General features: G+C 57.9%; 14 protein-coding genes. 5 read left to right on the top strand and 9 right to left on the bottom strand.

The window, feature by feature from the left end; genetic code table 11:
- Window positions 1–69: 69 nt before the first annotated feature.
- Window positions 70–576: a cytochrome b gene (locus tag ABVT36_RS10120; protein WP_368456466.1), complete on the bottom strand. Its 507-nt coding sequence runs from the start codon at window positions 574–576 to the stop codon at window positions 70–72.
- A gap of 750 nt (window positions 577–1,326) precedes the next feature.
- Between ABVT36_RS10120 and ABVT36_RS10115 the strand changes: the two genes are divergently transcribed.
- Window positions 1,327–2,304 (top strand): NADPH:quinone oxidoreductase family protein, encoded by a 978-nt coding sequence (locus ABVT36_RS10115; protein WP_367149141.1) that lies wholly within the window; start codon window positions 1,327–1,329, stop codon window positions 2,302–2,304.
- A gap of 78 nt (window positions 2,305–2,382) precedes the next feature.
- Here the strand turns inward: ABVT36_RS10115 and ABVT36_RS10110 are convergent, their stop codons facing one another.
- The 3 genes from ABVT36_RS10110 to dinB all read right to left on the bottom strand — a co-directional run bounded on the left by ABVT36_RS10110 (window position 2,383) and on the right by dinB (window position 4,670).
- Window positions 2,383–2,814 (bottom strand): hypothetical protein, encoded by a 432-nt coding sequence (locus tag ABVT36_RS10110; protein WP_368456465.1) that lies wholly within the window; start codon window positions 2,812–2,814, stop codon window positions 2,383–2,385.
- Window positions 2,811–3,326, bottom strand: a complete 516-nt coding sequence (locus ABVT36_RS10105) for an RNA polymerase sigma factor (protein ID WP_368456464.1) — start codon at window positions 3,324–3,326, stop codon at window positions 2,811–2,813. Before ABVT36_RS10105 ends, ABVT36_RS10110 begins: the two co-directional genes overlap by 4 nt.
- Window positions 3,327–3,578: 252 nt before the next feature.
- The gene (gene dinB / locus ABVT36_RS10100; protein WP_368456463.1) at window positions 3,579–4,670 is read right to left on the bottom strand and encodes a DNA polymerase IV; all 1,092 of its coding nucleotides are present in this window, start codon (window positions 4,668–4,670) and stop codon (window positions 3,579–3,581) included.
- Window positions 4,671–4,756: 86 nt separating this feature from the next.
- Here dinB and ABVT36_RS10095 point away from each other — a divergent pair, with 86 nt between their 5' ends.
- A complete protein-coding gene (locus ABVT36_RS10095) occupies window positions 4,757–5,284 on the top strand; it encodes a carboxymuconolactone decarboxylase family protein (RefSeq protein WP_368456462.1) in 528 nt (175 codons plus the stop codon).
- A gap of 512 nt (window positions 5,285–5,796) precedes the next feature.
- Here ABVT36_RS10095 and ABVT36_RS10090 read toward each other — a convergent pair.
- From ABVT36_RS10090 to mutS, 5 genes are all read right to left on the bottom strand, one after another.
- On the bottom strand, window positions 5,797–7,257 hold the full coding sequence (locus ABVT36_RS10090; RefSeq protein ID WP_368456461.1) for a S41 family peptidase: 1,461 nt from the start codon (window positions 7,255–7,257) through the stop codon (window positions 5,797–5,799).
- A gap of 212 nt (window positions 7,258–7,469) precedes the next feature.
- Complete coding sequence (locus ABVT36_RS10085) at window positions 7,470–10,610, bottom strand: efflux RND transporter permease subunit (RefSeq protein ID WP_368456460.1); 3,141 nt, start codon at window positions 10,608–10,610, stop codon at window positions 7,470–7,472.
- Window positions 10,611–10,625: 15 nt separating this feature from the next.
- Window positions 10,626–11,801: an efflux RND transporter periplasmic adaptor subunit gene (locus ABVT36_RS10080; RefSeq protein ID WP_368456459.1), complete on the bottom strand. Its 1,176-nt coding sequence runs from the start codon at window positions 11,799–11,801 to the stop codon at window positions 10,626–10,628.
- 288 nt (window positions 11,802–12,089) lie between these two features.
- On the bottom strand, window positions 12,090–12,413 hold the full coding sequence (fdxA, locus tag ABVT36_RS10075) for a ferredoxin FdxA (RefSeq protein WP_367149028.1): 324 nt from the start codon (window positions 12,411–12,413) through the stop codon (window positions 12,090–12,092).
- A gap of 123 nt (window positions 12,414–12,536) precedes the next feature.
- Complete coding sequence (gene mutS / locus ABVT36_RS10070; RefSeq protein WP_368456458.1) at window positions 12,537–15,116, bottom strand: DNA mismatch repair protein MutS; 2,580 nt, start codon at window positions 15,114–15,116, stop codon at window positions 12,537–12,539.
- 609 nt (window positions 15,117–15,725) lie between these two features.
- Here mutS and ABVT36_RS10065 point away from each other — a divergent pair.
- From ABVT36_RS10065 to ABVT36_RS10055, 3 genes are all read left to right on the top strand, one after another.
- Window positions 15,726–15,887 carry a hypothetical protein gene (locus tag ABVT36_RS10065; RefSeq protein ID WP_368456457.1) on the top strand — a complete coding sequence of 54 codons (162 nt, stop codon included), beginning with the start codon at window positions 15,726–15,728 and terminating at the stop codon, window positions 15,885–15,887.
- Between the two features lie 61 nt (window positions 15,888–15,948).
- The gene (locus ABVT36_RS10060) at window positions 15,949–16,488 is read left to right on the top strand and encodes an alpha/beta fold hydrolase (protein WP_368456456.1); all 540 of its coding nucleotides are present in this window, start codon (window positions 15,949–15,951) and stop codon (window positions 16,486–16,488) included.
- A gap of 30 nt (window positions 16,489–16,518) precedes the next feature.
- Window positions 16,519–17,314, top strand: a 796-nt coding sequence (locus ABVT36_RS10055) for an IS5 family transposase (RefSeq protein WP_368456549.1), incomplete at its 3' end; no start/stop codon positions are given.

The raw sequence follows: 17,314 nt of genomic DNA, 5'->3' as shown, positions 1-17,314 counted from the left end.
TTACACAGCCGCTTTATCGCCGCGTCAACCTGCGGGTCTGGCGCTTCATATTTTGTGCTTTTACAGGTTCTAAAGCATTTTTCTCAAAATCCGCATGCCGGTTAATTCGTGCTTGATCACTGCAGCTATATGCATAAGCACCATGACACTCAGGACCATACAGCTGTATATATGCACCTGATTAATCAGCCAGGTCACTTCTCTATCCTTAATCAGGTAGGGCAGGGAGAAGAGGTTAAAGACATTGATGTTTCTGTCCATCATCAAGACCCCTGACAGCAGTACCACTGTTGTGACGATGTAGAGCATTCGGTGCATCTGGCTCGCCAGCCACTGATTCCAGCGAGCCAGGTTATCATTTTTAGGTTTAGTATAATGAAACGCATGAAAACAGCGGAATAAAAATAATGGAATAAACAGGGTTGTTATAGAGACGTTCAAAAAGGAAACCAAATTCTTGCTGACAAGGCTGTCGGAGAGGAATGCCACGTAAAACCCACTGGCATTGGCCCAGATAATCACAGCTGCAGAAGACCAATGCAAGAAGCGCGCGCCAGGTGAATATCGATTATTCATTTTATTATCCTATGGCGGTCTATTTATTAAAATAATTTAAATTAAGATAATAAAATAAAATAGATTAACCTTAAATATTCCCTTCTTTAACCCGTGGAAAACGCTGTCATATTTCTAATCGCCCCGGCAGGAAAATGAATTTTCCGGTTAATAAAAAAATAACAGTGGTACCTTCGTCGGCCATAAGTGGGCCTGGGATCATAAAATTCAACCATTGGCATATAAATACAGGTAAACTCCAGCAGGCTGTTGGAATTCGAAGAATTTCGACGCCTGGTACCGGAATATGGAGGTTCCGGAAAAATCGAAGACGCCTAAGTCGTTGATTTTGGGAGAAAAGTGAAAATCACATTTTTCGCTTTTCGTGTTTTGAAACAGGCAGGATGCCTTTTTCAACAACCTGCCAGTTGGGATAATGGCAGCAAAACAACTTTTAATATTCTGCCCTGTTTCCCTGGGCTTGACTGGGTCAGAGGCCTCAATGGGATAACCAGTTAGGTTCTGGCTGACAGCGATAAAGTCTGAACGACCTGGTGCCCTTACTATTAAGTAAGGGGCCTCTGTTAAAGGCGCCTTCGCCGCGAGCAACCTAATTCGAGGGAGCTGCAATACTGTCGGGCAGTGGTATTGAGACTATAAATTCACTGTGAAAAAAACCTGTCTATTGGCCTGACCGCAAAGGGAAACCGTGCTGAATCCCATTGCCAAATTGTCCAGTTCCCACGGGTGTAGAGGAAAACAGGGGAAATGATGCGAGCACTGGTATGTAGCCAGTTCGGTACGGCCGAATCGCTGGCCATTGAAGACTGGGATCTGCCGCTATTGCAGCCGCATCAGGTACGCGTCGATGTGCGTGCGGCGGGTATGAATTTTCCCGATGCGCTGATTATCGCCGGGAAATATCAGGTTAAGCCTTCACTGCCATTTGTTCCCGGTGGCGAATGCGCCGGGGTTATTAGTGCAGTGGGTGAGGAGGTTGATAATTTTCAAGTTGGCGACCGGGTGATCGCCATGCCCGGGATGGCCGCATTCGCAGAACAGGTGCAGGTGGATCGGCAGCAGCTGGTACCGATGCCGGAAAGGATGAGCTTTACCCAGGCGGCCGGTTTCTGCATCACCTACGCCACCTCCTATTATGCGCTCAAGCAGCGGGCGGATATCAGGCCCGATGAAACTCTGGCGGTGATGGGCGCCGCCGGTGGAGTGGGGGCTACCGCCATCCAGTTGGGCAAAGCCCTGGGCGCCCGTGTTATCGCCTGCGCCTCTTCCGCCGAAAAGCTGGAGTTCTGTCGCAGGATTGGCGCCGACGAATTGGTGAACTACCGCACGGAAGATTTAAAGGAGCGCATCCGGGAGTTGACCGGCGGGCGCGGTGCCGATGTGATTATGGATCCCGTGGGCGGCGACTACACGGAGCAGGCGTATCGCTCCATCGCCTGGAGTGGCCGTTACCTGGTGATTGGATTCGCCTCAGGGGACATTCCGCGTCTGCCCATGAACCTGCCGTTACTGAAAGCAGGCGACATCATGGGGGTCTTCTGGGGTAGCTGGGCACAGCGGGATCCGGACAGGAATCTGGAAAATTTCGCCGACCTACTGCAGATGGTAGAGGAGGGAAAACTCGACCCCCTGGTGACCGAGGTTTACCCGTTTGAGGACTACGCGCGGGCCTTTGCCACCATCACGGAGCGCCGCGCTCGGGGCAAGGTCATATTGTCGTTTGAATGATACAGCCCGACCAAGGAAGGCGGCTTTGTGGCTCTGGCTGGCTGGTTGTGGAAAAACAATTGCCAACAGCCTGCGAAGCTATCGCCGGGTCGGAAGGATACGGCAGTGCAACCTCGCTTTTTGTTCCAGATCGCGGGGTAGGGCGTTTTCGCTGGACCCCCGCTGCTGTCGCCGCCATTGGTTACAGAGTTCAATATAGTTCCCCGCCTGTACTTCGCTGCGCAACGCAAACCATCTGTGGTCGACTGCTTCGGTGCCAGTCCAGGGCCGGTTTGCACTATTGATGCCAGGGGGGGGAGCGGGTGTCAGGGCGCCCAGGTATTGCGCCGGGTGGATCAACATCGCTACTACGGCCATAGTGGCGATGCTGTTGCCCGCCGCAGTGCTCCAGGAATTGCGCTGCCTGACAGGCTTGTATCGGCGGGCCATGCGAAAAATCTGGTCGTCCAGGCAGGTTGGCGAACGGGTATTGCCCACTGCTGCTCTGTACTGCTTCTCCCACTCTCTCATACGGCGACCTCACGCACAGGCCAGGGCCGCCCTTTGGCGCCGAACAGAAATTCTTCCATCATTGCTTTTGCAGACCGATAGTGTTCAGTGCATTCACTGAGCGATATTTTCTCGATGTCAGCCGCGGTGGCCAACGATAAACCGCATTCGTTATGCAGCAGGAATAAATTTTTTTCCAGCCTCGGCAGGTGCTGTATGGCTTCGAGTAACCTGTTACCGCCGGCCGGCGGCTCCACGTGTTCGACTTTTTCCTGTCCCAGCATTTTGTTGACGCGAATATAAAGCCAATTGCGGAACAGGCGACCACAGAGTTCCGGCGGCCGCTCCAGCAGGTCCTGCCAAAGCCGCTGTACAAGCGGGTGTGTCGCAACCGAATTGATTTGTACACAGTAGCGGTAGAGCGCATCCTTGTGGCGCAGATACAGCTGGCGGAAAACTTTGAAGTTCCGTGTCCTATGGTAGTGACCGAGGAGATCCTCGTCGCTGAGCTGTGGAAATTTACTGGGTGACAACAGCTCGCACCTCCCTGCGCAGTATGTCCTTTTCATAATCCCGAAACAGGGGAGGGTTTGCTCCGGCCTCCGCCTGGCGGCGGCACATCCCCGTGCTGCATTAACCGGGCAACTTATTGAATTGCCGGGTGAATGGCATCCAGCACCTTTGCCGGTAGGCTAATTATAGATGTGCGGCTTGGTCCCTGCGGATCAGAGGTACAGCCCTACGCCAGATTTGCTGACCGGTGGTTGCCATCTGGTGTGGAGAATTCACGGGTAATGGCTTGCCTGGTGCTCCTTCCGCTCCAGTGGCAGGGAAAGCTGCTGCGGCCCGGATTCGGCGCGCAGGTCTTTTAGTTTGACCGCCAGACCCAACAGTCGGATCGCTTCTGGGCGCCTTTCCCAGCATTGCTCCATCAGGCGGAGGAATTCCGACAGGCGGCAGGAATGGCTGGCGCGCTCCTGGGTGACGGTGGAAAAATCATTGTATTTCACTTTTATCCCGGTGCCGCTGATCTGGTAGTGATCGTCCAGGTTCTCGAGCCGCTCCATCAGGCGCCCATAGAGCTCTGGCAGCTGTTGCTGCCAGTCGGCGAGGGTCGGCAGGTCTTCGCTGAAGGTGTGTTCGACACTGACGCTTTTGCGCGAGCCGTCACTTTCGACAGGGCGGTTGTCGATGCCCCGGCACAGTTCGTACAGACGCCCGCCAAACTTGCCGTAGGATTTGGCCAGCTCCAATTGCGACAGTTGGCGCAGGTCGGCGCAGGTGTGAATACCGTCGCGACGCATTTTGTCCGCGGTGACCTTCCCTACACCATGGATTTTGGCTACCGGCAAGCGGAGAATAAAGGTGTCGACGGCATCCGGCTCTATAACAGTGAGACCGTCGGGTTTGCGCCAGTCGCTGGCAATTTTGGCCAAAAACTTATTTGGCGCCACCCCGGCCGACACGGTGATGCCCTGGGTATCCTTGACCTTTTGCCGGATCTCCCGGGCGATCAGTGTGGCACTGCCCTGGCAGTGGCCGCTCTCGGATACGTCCACATAGGCTTCATCCAGGGACAAAGGCTCCACCAGTTCACTGTACTCGAGGAAAATTTCACGGATATTTGTCCCCACCTGCCGATACTTTTTCATATTACCGGGTACTACAATCAGGTCGGGACACAGCCTTTTTGCCTGGGCCGTCGGCATGGCGGAGTGTACGCCGTAACTGCGGGCTTCGTAGTTGCAGGTAGAGACCACACCGCGCCGGTCACTGCTGCCGCCCACGGCCAGCGGTCGTCCCCGCAAAGAGGGATCGTCGCGCATTTCCACGGAGGCGTAGAAGCAGTCACAGTCGAAGTGGATGATCTTGCGCATGCTGGGATTATATCCAGTATCTGCAATTTTCGGAAACTGCGCCGGTAGCCGGGGAAGCCGGGGCACATGAGCACAGGGCCAACACTATGGACCGGATAACACTGGTTGAGAATTCTGCGGATAAGCGGGTTGCAGCGATATTTCAGGAAATTCTCGACGAAAAGGGGTGTATTCCGAATATCTATCGGGCTTACGCCCACGATCCCCGTCTGCTCGAAACCAACTGGTCCAGGTTCAAGGCCCTGATGATCGGCGGTTGCCTGTCGGTGGTGTTGAAGGAGTGTATAGCGCTGGTGGTGGCGACGGACAATCAGTGTGATTACTTTATCCGCCGCCACACCGCGGTTTTGCAGGAGCTGGGAGTGGATCCACAGGAGGTTCTGCGTATCCGCACCCATCCCGATGAACCCCATCTGTCTCCCAAGGACCATGCACTGCTGGAGCTGGCACGCTATGCCAATCTGACGCCCTACGACCACGGCGAGCGGTGGCTGGACGCAGCCCGGGCCCAGGGGGCCAGCGACGAGGAGATTGTCGAAGCCCTGGGGATGATGGAGTGGTATGCGGGAGCCAGCAAGCTCGCCGCCATCCTCAATCTGCCTTCCGACTACTAGCAGGTTGTTGACAAAGCCCTCCCTGGCTTCCCTCAACCCGGGTTTGCGGCGCATGTCCGACAAATCAAGCAGTTACATGATTGATTTGCAGCCCGAACATCCCTGTTTGGGACAGCAGGCTGCTGAAAAACACTTTCCAACAGTCTGCCAGGGAATCCCTGATTTATTCAGAGGTTCCCCAGGGCCAGGCCACTAAAATAAGTTGCCGGATTCATGGGGTACAGGGATGTGCCTCAGCCGAGTCGCGGCCAGCGATAATCCAATTGATGAAGGATCATCTATTGAATGGTCGGGCTGATAGTATGAACAGGGCCTGGCTTTCAGCCGATTAGCTCCAGCAACAGTATATTAAGAAACGGATAGCTGCTATTTGAAATGCCGCAGCTGAGAACAATCCGCAGACTGAAGCATAGATGTATGTTGCTCCAAAGCTCAACACTCACCTTCCACAGGTTTCGACTCCTCTACCTGAGGTAGCTGGTCAATTTTGGGCGTGCGCGGGCGGGGTACGATCACTCCTGGGACCCGTCGGGCGCCTGGTCTCGGTCCTGAACTCGGGTAGAGTGTGCTGTGAGTGCCAAATCCTTGGTGAACTCGATTACCGCGTCCCTACCGCTGCGCAGTTGCTCGGCACTGGGTGCGAATACATGATCAGGCACGACACCATGCCATTTCCTGTCGCCGCTGGGGCGCAGCAGGGCACGTGTCGGGGCGAAAGCCCGCAGCTGCGTGTGCGGAAGATTAAAGAAATAGATCTGGCCAGTCTGGTTGGCGAAACCGGCGGTTTCCTCACCGACCAGGGTGCCCACGCCGCAGTCCTGAACAGCGGTCGCCATCACGATGCCAGCGGAATAGGTATAGGGGCCTATGAGTAGATAGACCTTGCCCGGGAAGCGCCTGGACTCAGATTCAGGGTAAACGGTTACACTGCCGCCGGCGGGCACGAGGTCGCCCGGCTTCCCTTTCGAGAAGAGACCACTCGCGCTCTTGTCGTTCAACTTCTCCATTACCTCCGACACCAGACCGCACTCCTTCGGAGCCAGCCGCGCCAGCAGGGTTTCGACATTGTCTGTAGAACCGCCGGGATTGCGGCGGATGTCCACCACGATCGCCCGGGTCTCCTCCTCCTGTGCGGTATCGACCGCCTGCTTGATCGCCCGCTTGAAGTCACCCTTGTCGCCGCCGAAATAGGATACGTCGAGATAACCGACCTTGTGGCCCAGCGAACGATAGGCCAGGTTGACACCGCCGCTTTCCTCGATCTCCTTCACCTTGCGGTTGAACGCCTCGTGGGAAATGCCGGTGATCTGAGCCGATCGGACCATACCGTCGATCTCGTAGCCGACGCGGAAGTCGGTGTGGAAATCGTAGAAGTGCCACAGTAGCGTCGAGAAGTGCGACGCGGCGATCTGCTCGCGCAGCACTTGGCTCTCGCCACGGGTATAGCGCGCCATTGTTGCGAGTATCTCGGGCACGGGTATGCCATTGACGTCCAACAGGCGGACTCCAGCTGGGAGTGCACCCGTCGACGAGTAGTCGTTCTTCACAAACAGGCCCGCCGCAGTCGCGGACACGGTCATTGGGAACACCTGGCCGCCATTTTCGGTGAAGCGGTCGAATTCCGGGTAGGGATAGAAAACACCCGCGTGGCCGTCGCGGAATTTCTCCGTCGCGACGCCAATCAGCCGATGAAACTCACGCCGGTTCATCGGCCGGTCGATGCCGGCGAGCAGCGATGTTAGCAGCGCGAGGCGTTCCTGCTCTGGCAGGCGCGCGTTGAGATCAGGATGCAACTCATGGAGTCTGGCGAATAGGTATTCGACATCCTCGCGGAGCTGGTCTTCGGGAAACACCCGATCCATCACGGACTCGTCCTCAAGATCCAAATAGACTTGCTGGTGCTCCCCCCGGCAAGCGGTCACCAGTAGTATGACTGCGAGACCAATCCCGCGGGAGACAATGCGAAAATTCATATTCGATCTCGGATTGTGGGTGCCGGAGATGCCGCGGGGCGGCTGTTACCGCTCCGTGGACACTGTAGAGGTTCGATTATTCATACCGCAGCGGCCTCAGCGGGGCCGCCTTCGAGGTCGAGTGGGACACTGAGTAATAGTGGCCAAACACTATGATGACCGGGCCCGGGCGGCGGCGCTCGTCCCAGGCCCTAAGCCATTCCGAAGCAACCTTACTCGCTTCTAACCACCGCCTCATCCATATCCCTGTTCAGCAGCGATGCCAGCCGGCGCCGCTGGCGCGCGGCAAATGCGCTGATATCCTGCCCGATCGCATAGAGTGACGGCACCAGCAGCAGGGTGACGAAGAAGGCCACGAACACACCGGAGGCCAGCGCCACCACGATCGGCTGCAGGAAGGCCGCCTGGATACTCCGCTCCAGCATCATCGGCAAGAGGCCGACAATGGTGGTGACGGTGGTCAGGAGGATGGGCCGGAAGCGCGCGACACCCGCCTCCACTATGGCATTAAGTGGTTTCATGCCCCCGTCGCGCAAGCGGTTGCAGTGGTCCATCAACACCAGGTTGTCGTTCACCACCACTCCGGCAGCGGCAGCGATACCGAAGTAGCTGAAAATGGCCATGGTCATGCCGGTCACCGCATGGCCAAAGATGGCGCCCACAAACGCGAAGGGAATCGCGATCAGGATCAGGATCGGCTGGGAATAGCTGCGGAAGGCGATGGCCAGCAGACTGTACATGGCAAAGAAGGCGGTGGTGTAGAGTTTTAGAACCTCCTGAATAAAGCGTTTTTCCCCCTCGGCCTGACCCACGGCACCGCGAATAATGCCCGGGTAGCGCTTTTCCCAGTCGGGAAAGAAATTTTCATCCAGATCCTTCATGATGTCGCCGCGCACATCGTCCTTCAGGTCCGCCATCACCCGCGCCGCGCGATTGCCGTTCCAGCGCTGGATGCGCTTGATACCCGGCGCATATTCGAGGTCAGCCACTGCCAGCAGGGGCACCTCGCGGCCGTCGGCGGTACGCACGCGAAAGTCCTTGAGACTCTCGATGGAGCGGCGCGAAGCCAGGGGGTAGCGTACCATCACCTTGACGTCCTGACCGGCGCGGGGCAGGCGCTGCACTTCTTCGCCGAAGTAGGCCTGGCGCACCTGGCGATTCACTTCCGCCAGGGTGAGCCCGAGTTTGGTCGCACCGGGTTTCAGGTCGATACGGATTTCCTCGGAGGCGCCCTCGAGATTGTTGCGTACGTCGTACAGGCTTTCGTAACTGCGCAGTTGGGTTTCCAGGTCCGCGGTGGCGGCACGCAGCACGTCCAGGTCCGGGTGGCGGATGGACAACTCGAAGCCGGGGCCGTTGTCGTTGAGCGAATAGCGCACCGAGACCTCTTTGGCATCGGGAATCTCGCCGATCAGCTCCCGCAGTCGCAGGGCGGCGTCCTTGGCGGACATATCGCGCACTTCCGGTGGAGCCAGCTGCACTATGGCGATCACACTGTCGCGCCGGGAGCGGGTATACCAGTTCTCGATGAGGACGCCCTGGCCGTCGGTGCGCTGGTTTACCTCTTCCTCCAGGCGCTTTTCCGCGTCCTGCAGTTGCGCCAGTATCTCCAGTGCGCGGCTATAGGGCGCACCCTCGGGCATCACCACATTGACGATCACCTCGTCGGATTCGATGTCGGGCATAAAGCTTTTCTTTACCCAGCCGCTGCCAAACATGCCCATGCCGATCATCAGGGTGGCGATAAAAATACTCAGGGTCAGGTAGCGACGGTTGACTGCCCACTGGCCGATGCGGCGGTAGTGATTTTGGGCGAACAGGACTATGCCGTCGGCAATGCGTTTTTGTACCCGTCCAAACCTGCCCAGTTTGGTGCGCGGTTTGAGGTTGCGCAAATGCGCCGGCAGGATAAACAGGCATTCGACCAGGGAAAACACCAGTGCGAGGATGACCACCCAGGTGATATGGCGGGTGAACTCACTGGTGGAGCCGGGCAGAAAGATCCACGGCAAAAAGGCGAGGATGGTGGTCACCACCGCGAAGACGACCGGCTTGGCCACCAGCTGGGTGCCCAATGTCGCGGCGCGCAGGCTGCCGCCCGGCCCCTGGTGCTCCGGGAGGTGGGACTGGGTATGGATACTTTCCCCCACCACTATGGCGTCGTCGACCACGATACCCAGCACCAGCAGGAAGGCGAATGTGGACAGCATATTGAGGGATACACCCACGCTGGGCAGCAATACAAAGGCGCCGGCGTAGGCAGTGGCGATACCTATCGCCACCCAGAAGGCCACCTTGGGGCGCAGGCTGAACACCAGCACCAGCATAACCAACAGCAGCCCCTGAAAAGCGGAGGTCCCGATGGTCTCCATGCGACCCTTGAAGTCCTCGGCGTTATCGGTCCACAGGGTGAGTTGGGCTCCGGCCGGCAGTGTTTCGCGCCGCTCCTCGATCCACTGGCGGATGGAGTCGGAAGCGGCGACGATATTCATGGTCTCGGTGGTCATCACCTGCAACAGCACCGCCGGCTCGCCGTTCAGGGTGGCGAGGATTTCATTGTCCTCGAAGCCGTCCACCACTCTGGCGATATCGCCGATGCGAATGGTGCCCCCATCTGCGGTCTGCCGCACGATGATACTGGCAAACTCCCGCTCCGTATCCGCCTGGTTGCGGACTTTGAGCTGGTAGCTGCCCACCTCGGTGCGCACCGTGCCGGCGGACTGGTTGAGGGAGTCGGCGCGGATAGCGTCTGCAACTTCCTGAAAGGTCATGCCGTAGCGGCGCAACGCCTGTTCGCTGACCTCGATGGAGACTTCTTCCATGCGGGTGCCGAACAGTTCCACCACCGAGATAGCCGGCAGGGCTACCGCCTCGCGTCGCAACTGCTCCGCCAGGCGTTTCAGTTCCCGTTCGCTCAAGTCGCCGTGTACCGCCACGCGGATATATTCGTCGCGGTTTACCCACTGGCGTACCTGCGGCGGCTCTATGCTGCGGGGGAAGGAGGAGATACTGTCGACACGGATTTTGACCTCGTTCATAAAACGGGGGAAATCGACGTCGGTATCCGCCAGTATATAGACGCCTCCATAACCTTCCGCCGAGGTGGAGCGCACCCACTCGATATTGTCCAGGTCGCTGACCGCCTCCTCGATCCGGGCGACAATCTGCTCTTCCACTTCCTGCGGGGCCGCCCCCGGCCAGGAGACCTCGATTTCCAGGCCCGGGAAACGCACCTGCGGGTCCATTTCCCGCTCCATGATGCCAAAGCCCATGAAGCCGGTGACGAAAATCCCCAACATCATCAGGTTGGCGGCCACGCTGTTGCGCGCCCACCATTCGATTAACTTATTCATGCGCGCTTTCCGTTGTTATTTTTGAGCCAGTTGGGTGACGGGCTGCACCTGCATTCCATCCACGGCATTGGCAATAGTGGAGGTCACCACCTTTTCCCCGTCGGCCACCCCGGAGGCCACCACCACACGGTTTTCCGAGGTGGACATCACCTCCACGGTGCGGATGTCCAGGCGGTTGTCCCCGTCGATGACGTAGACCTTATCGGCGTTGCGCAGGGCTTCCCGCGGCAATACCAGCGCCTGGTGCGGTTGCATACCCTCCGCCTGCGCGGTCACAAACAGCCCCGCAGCCAGGGGCACCCCGTCGCTGGCGCCTTTGCCATAGGGGTCCCGCACCTCCGCTATGGCATAAATCAGGCGTGTCTGCTGGTCGATGGCCGCCTGGGTGCGCACTATGCGCCCCTGCCACTGGTGCAGTGTTCCGCCAAATTGTGCCGACAGCTGCACCGCCGGTCCCGGGTGTGCGCCGGTGGCGACAAAACCCATGGGCAGGCCCAGTTCCACCAGTTGCGAGTCGGTCAGCGGCAGGCGCACCTCCACACGGTCGGTGGCAAACACCCGCCCCAGGGGCGTGCCGGCACTCACATACTGGCCCTCGCCGACGATGCGGCTGATTACACGGCCGCGAAACGGCAATTTGATCTGGGTGCGCCGGAGATTGGTCTTGGCGTCGCTGAGCTCCGCTTTCGCGGACCGCAGCATGGCTTCCGCCTCCGCCACCTGCGGCTCATTGACCTGAAGGGGCGTCGGCTCCCGGTTGGGATCGGCCGCCAGCCACTGCTGGCGTTTGATACTGGCCTGGGCCCTGGCCTGCAGCAAAAGGACCTCGGCCTGTGCCACACTCGCTTCGGCGCGGGCTACGGCCAATCGGTAATCGGCGTCATCCAGCTCTACCAGTGCCTCCCCTGCGTTGAACCCCGCGCCTTCGGCGAAGTTGTCCGAAATAGAGGAAATGCGTCCGGAAACCTGAGGTGTGAGATCTATCTCGGTGTGCGGACGTACTTCCCCCTGTGTGGTGACCGTCAGTCTTACAGATTCCTCCCGGGCCTCCGCATACAGCAGCGACACCAGGCGCTGTTCCTCCTCTTTCTTCTCCGGTTCCGGTTTCGCGGAGAACATTAATTGCACAGCCCCAAAGCCCAGAGCCAGCACCGCGACCGGTGCTGCAGCCTTTAAATATTTGTTTTTCATTGCGTCCTTCTTGCCTGAATTGCCAGATTCGCCGACGGCGGTCATCATCGTCGCCCGATTCCCTCAAGAGTACAAAATCTCAAGGGTTCCCCGGGCCCTGGATGCCAGCGATTCTATTGACGGGATGGCAGGGGGATTTGGATGCAGTGTGCCGCAAAATTTATCCGCCAGTGGACACAATGCGGCGGACGGAGTGACTTGTTCCCCGATAGTCTGACCCGGGGCAAGGGGGCATAAAAAAGCCGCCCCGACGGGCGGCTGTAGGCACTGGAACTATCAGCCCCGGGCTCAGCGCTCCAGCTGCTCCAGCTTGCCTTTTTTCCCGTCCCATTCGTCGGCATCGGGCAGAGGGTCTTTCTTTTCTGTGATATTGGGCCAGATCTCGGCCAGTTCGGCGTTCAGCTCGATGAATTCCTGTTGGTCATCCGGCACTTCATCCTCGGAGAAAATAGCGTTGGCGGGGCACTCCGGCTCGCACAGGGCGCAGTCGATACATTCGTCCGGGTGAATGACCAGAAAGTTGGGGCCCTCATAGAAGCAGTCCACCGGGCACACTTCCACACAGTCGGTGTATTTGCATTTGATGCAGTTTTCCCCAATTACGAATGTCATGTCTGTCCCTCAAAGCTGCGTTCTGGTCACCGCCGGCAGGGTGTTGGCGGTGCGGTACGGCTGCGGATTTTAGCAATTACTGGCGCCAATTGTAGAGGCTTTTCAGCCCAAACGGCTGACTGCTTATAACAAGTTTCGCAGAGCGTATAACTGCTGCAGAGCCTGTCGCGGAGTCAGCTCATCCGGGTCCAGGCCCGCCAGTGCCTCCACCGCCGGATGGGGCGGCGCTGCAAACAGATCCACCTGCCGGGGTGTGTCAGTCGCGGGTGGATTCGGCTGCGTCGTCAGCGCCGGGTCGGCGGTGGCCTGGCGCTTCATTGCCGAGGTCTGGGAGTCGTCGGCCTCCAGGGCCTGCAGCCGCTGTTGCGCCTCCGCCAGGACCGGCTCCGGGACCCCCGCCAGTCTGGCCACCTGCAGGCCGTAGCTCTTGGACGCGGGCCCCTCCTCAATCTTGTGCAGAAAGACAATGCCATCGCCGTGCTCAGTGGCGTTCAGGTGGATATTGGCGGCGGCCTGACACTGTTCCGGCAGCGCCGTCAGCTCGAAGTAATGGGTTGCGAACAAGGTGAAGGCCCGCACACTGCCGGCCAGGTAGTGGGCGCAGGCCCAGGCCAGCGAGAGGCCGTCGTAGGTGCTGGTGCCGCGGCCGATCTCGTCCATCAGCACCAGGCTGTTGGTACTCGCATTGCGCAATATATGGGCCGTTTCGGTCATTTCCACCATAAAAGTGGAGCGGCCGCCGGCCAGGTCGTCGGCGCTGCCGATGCGGGTAAAGATCCGGTCCAGCAGGCCGATGCGGGCGGATTCCGCCGGCACATAGCTGCCGCAGTGGGCCAGCAGTGCAATCAGCGCCGTCTGGCGCATATAGGTGGATTTACCCCCCATATTGGGGCCCGTAATCACCAGCATGCGGCGCTTGTCGTGCAGGCGGACATCGTTAGCCACGAAAGGCTCATCGAGCACCTGTTCCACCACCGGGTGGCGGCCCCCCACGATATCCAGCCCCGGGTCCGCGCTCAACTGCGGGCGGCACAGGCGCAGGTCGTCCGCGCGCTCTGCCAGGCAGGCGAGCACATCCAGTTGGGCGACCCCTGCCGCGGCGGCCTGCAGTTCCGGCAGGGATTCGTTCAGCTGGTCGATCAGGTCTTCATACAGGGCTTTTTCCCGCGTCAGGGCGCGGCTCTTGGCGGACAAAGCCTTGTCTTCGAACTCCTTTAGTTCCGGGGTAATAAAACGCTCCGCGTTTTTAAGCGTCTGTCGGCGGATATATTCCGCCGGCGCCTTGTCGCTCTGCCCTCGGCTGATTTCAATAAAATAGCCGTGTACCCGGTTGTAACCCACCTTTAGGGTGGGGATGCCGGTGCGCTCCTTTTCCCGCTGTTCCAGCTGCAGCAGATAGTCGCCCGCGTTTTCGCTGATAGCGCGCAGCTCGTCCAACTCTTTGTCGTGACCAGTGGCAATAACGCCGCCGTCGCGAATCACCACGGGCGGGTTTTCTACCAGGGCGGTCTGCAGCAGGCTCACCGTCTGCGGCCATTCACCAATCTGGCCGCCCAGCGTCTCCAACAGCGGCGAGCGGTTTTCCGCCAGTTGCTGCTGGATGGCCGGAAACTGCGCCAGGGAAGCGCCCAGCCGAACCAGGTCCCGGGGCCGTGCGGAGCGCAGCGCCAGGCGGCCGAGGATACGCTCCATGTCGCCAACCGGTTTCAGCGACTCCCGCAACGGCTCGAATGCGTAGCCGTCGATTAGTGTGGCGATGGCGTCCTGCCGCTGGTCCAGTGTCGAGGGTTGGCGCAGCGGATTGTTCAGCCAGCGTCGCAACATACGGCTGCCCATGGAAGTCTGACAGCTGTCGAATACCGACAGCAGTGTATTCTGATCCCCTCCGCTCAGGTTCTGGTCGATTTCCAGATTGCGGCGGCTGGCGCCGTCCAGGGCCACAGTCTCATCGTCGGTTTCGGTAGTGAGGCTGCGAATATGGGGCAGGTCGGTGCGCTGGGTGTCCCGTGCATAGTGCAGCAGACAGCCCGCGGCCATGATGGCGCCGTGCAGGTGGCTGCAGCCGAAAGCTTCAAGGTTCAGGGTGCCGAACTGCTGGTTCAGCAGGCGCAGGGCGGTCTCCAGCTCGAACTCCCAGGGGGCCCGGCGGCGCAGGCCGGTGCGGCGCGAAACCTCCGCGGGCAGATTCAGATCCTCCGGTACCAGCAGTTCCGCCGGTTCGTGTCGCTGTACCTGTGCCGCCAGCGCCGCCGTGGAATCGAGTTCCTGGACCACGAAACGGCCCGTAGCCAGATCCAGCAGCGCCAGGCCGAACCGGTCGCCGTGGTTGGCGATGGCGCCCAGCAGATTGTCGCGGCGGTCGTTGAGCAGGGCTTCGTCGGTGACGGTGCCTGGAGTCACGATACGCACCACCTGTCGCTCCACCGGCCCCTTGCTGGTGGCCGGGTCGCCAATCTGCTCGCAGATTGCCACCGACACCCCCGCCTTGATCAGTCGCGCGAGATAGCCGTCCGCCGCGTGATAGGGAATGCCCGCCATGGGAATCGGCTGTCCGCCGGATTTGCCCCGCGAGGTGAGGGTGACATCCAGCAGTTCCGCCGCCTTCTTGGCGTCGTCGTAGAAAAGTTCGTAAAAGTCGCCCATGCGGTAAAACACCAGCTCCGCCGGGTGCTGGGCCTTGATGCGCAGGTATTGCTGCATCATCGGAGTATGTTGCGAAGTCTTTGATTTTATTGCATTTTCTTCCAATTTAATGCCTATTGTGTAAAGGGTGTTCAAGACTCGGGCCGGCTACATTATCAGTTAACCGGAGGCGAATGTAGCACTCCTGCATAGATGGACTGGTGTGTCCTGCTAGGGCCTGTTCACATTAACTGAGATAGCCCTGCTGCTTCAGGTTTTGTGACCTGCAAGGCAGGAACCTCGCTCCTCTTGCCTCGATTGGCACCTTTTCTGTCACAACAGGGCCAACTCCGTTAATGTGAACAGGCCCTGGTCTCTGAGCATCAATGCCGGCACGTTTAGCATCCGTTAATGATTTCTCCTTAATGTCGTGGATAGTGGTGTGTTCCACTCCAGCTTTCAGTCTGGCTCGGTTAAAAGCGTCTCGGATGGCTCGATAGCTGTATGGGGTGCGCTTGTCATGGGTGTGGAATAGATAGAGGCACATGACTTTGGGAAGTTGTTTAGCCTCCCCAAAAAGCCCAGGAGGCTCGTTTTTTTGGGCCGAGGCATGTAAAGCGGGATTTCACCCAGTTAAACCCAGCGGTCTATGCGGCTTACTGCCACATGGGCTGGAGCGTAGTGTCACAGATGCCGACCAAAGAGCAAGAGGCCGCTTTTCGGGACGCCTGGAAGCAGGTTCTGCAGGACCCGGCTGATGGTAAGCGCCTGCCTGAACTCCCGGCGCATCCATGCAACTGGCTGTTTTTAATGCGGATGTGGGTAATCGGCGCGGAATTGCTTCTGGGATGAGCATCGGGATAATAGTGATCATGGTGACCAGTATTCAGATGTTAGTGTTTAAGGAGAAGAAATGAGACTAGGGCGGTCGTTTTTAACTTTTTGTGTTCCCACGATTGTTTTTGCGAAACCTAGTTTCATCACAATTAACGGCTATGATGTCGAATACGAAATATCAGGTAGTGGAAAACACACGGTTTTTTTAGAGGCAGGAGGCTCAGCAGGTTTATCTGATTGGGATCCTATTTTTGAAAGTCTTGCCAAAAAAACGCGTGTTGTTCGTTATTCACGGATTGGTAACGGCGGCTCAGAAAAATTAAGAAAAAATTACAGCTCTGAAGAGCATGCCGAAGAGGCTCGTTTAGTTCTTGAATCTCTAAATGTTAGAAAGCCAGTTGTTTATGTGGCTCATTCGTATGGTGCTTATATCGCTAGGCACTTCGCTGCTAGCTATCCCGAATGGGTTGCTGGGTTGATGCTGGTTGAGCCAGCCTCTGAACACGACGTAGATATCATGAGACAAATTGACCTTGTAAAAGCAGAAAAGGAAATTGCTCAAGTTAAACTAGGGCCTGTTAAGGAACCTCTGAAAAACTGCTCCAGTCTGGCATAATTTACCCCATTTCCAACATACACAGATTCAATCATGAGCCAACTGACCTTCGCCGAAGCCGAATACACTATCAAGAAACGCAAAACACGGCGCGAACTGTTCCTCGAGAAGCTGAATCAGCTGTTGCCGTGGAGGCAGTTGGAGTCATCCGTCGCCAAGTACTATGCCCGTGGCGGCATGGGTCGGCCACCTTATCCACTGCCCGCCATGTTGCGTATCCACATTATGCAGTTGGCCTACAACTTGAGCGATCCCGCCATGGAGGACGCTCTTTATGAGATAGAATCAATGCGCCGCTTTGCCAGTATTCGGTTGGATCGCGTGCCGGATGAGACAACGATCCTAAACTTCCGTCACCTGCTTGAAGAGCATCAGCTTGGCAAAAAACTGTTTAACAAGATCAACAAGCACTTAGGGCAGCACGGTCTGATTTTGCGAGAAGGCAGCATAGTGGATGCCACCATTATTTCAGCCCCGAGTTCGACGAAGAACAAGGGCGGTGAGCGTGACCCGGAAATGCGCCAGACAAAGAAGGGCAATGAATGGCACTTTGGTATGAAGATGCACATTGGCGTCGATGAATCGCTCGGCTTGATTCACAGTATCGAAACCACACCAGCTAGCGAGCATGATCTGAATGTGGTGGACAAGCTACTTCATGGAGAAGAAAAACGCGTCTGGGCGGATGCGGGTTACACAGGTGCACAAAACCGGGAGGCACTCTCATCAAGGAATTTGGATTGGCATATTGCGATGCGGCCTGGTAGGCGAAAGCAGCTAAAATTTGCAGACATTGAGCGAGCTGAAACGACCAAGGCAAGCGTAC

Origin of the sequence: Microbulbifer sp. TYP-18, from assembly GCF_040932045.1 — a bacterium.
Classification (GTDB): Bacteria; Pseudomonadota; Gammaproteobacteria; order Pseudomonadales; family Cellvibrionaceae; genus Microbulbifer.
Note: the sequence above shows the minus strand (reverse complement) of the source record. Positions and strands in the feature narration are given on the sequence as shown.

Excerpts from the sequence above, each read along its gene's own strand:
- ABVT36_RS10120 (WP_368456466.1), bottom strand. The coding sequence starts at position 576 with ATGAATAATCGATATTCACCTGGCGCGCGCTTCTTGCATTGGTCTTCT.
- ABVT36_RS10115 (WP_367149141.1), top strand. The coding sequence starts at position 1,327 with ATGCGAGCACTGGTATGTAGCCAGTTCGGTACGGCCGAATCGCTGGCC.
- ABVT36_RS10110 (WP_368456465.1), bottom strand. The coding sequence starts at position 2,814 with ATGAGAGAGTGGGAGAAGCAGTACAGAGCAGCAGTGGGCAATACCCGT.
- dinB (WP_368456463.1), bottom strand. The coding sequence starts at position 4,670 with ATGCGCAAGATCATCCACTTCGACTGTGACTGCTTCTACGCCTCCGTG.
- ABVT36_RS10095 (WP_368456462.1), top strand. The coding sequence starts at position 4,757 with ATGGACCGGATAACACTGGTTGAGAATTCTGCGGATAAGCGGGTTGCA.
- ABVT36_RS10090 (WP_368456461.1), bottom strand. The coding sequence starts at position 7,257 with ATGAATTTTCGCATTGTCTCCCGCGGGATTGGTCTCGCAGTCATACTA.
- ABVT36_RS10085 (WP_368456460.1), bottom strand. The coding sequence starts at position 10,610 with ATGAATAAGTTAATCGAATGGTGGGCGCGCAACAGCGTGGCCGCCAAC.
- ABVT36_RS10080 (WP_368456459.1), bottom strand. The coding sequence starts at position 11,801 with ATGAAAAACAAATATTTAAAGGCTGCAGCACCGGTCGCGGTGCTGGCT.
- fdxA (WP_367149028.1), bottom strand. The coding sequence starts at position 12,413 with ATGACATTCGTAATTGGGGAAAACTGCATCAAATGCAAATACACCGAC.
- mutS (WP_368456458.1), bottom strand. The coding sequence starts at position 15,116 with ATGATGCAGCAATACCTGCGCATCAAGGCCCAGCACCCGGCGGAGCTG.
- ABVT36_RS10065 (WP_368456457.1), top strand. The coding sequence starts at position 15,726 with ATGCCGACCAAAGAGCAAGAGGCCGCTTTTCGGGACGCCTGGAAGCAG.
- ABVT36_RS10060 (WP_368456456.1), top strand. The coding sequence starts at position 15,949 with ATGAGACTAGGGCGGTCGTTTTTAACTTTTTGTGTTCCCACGATTGTT.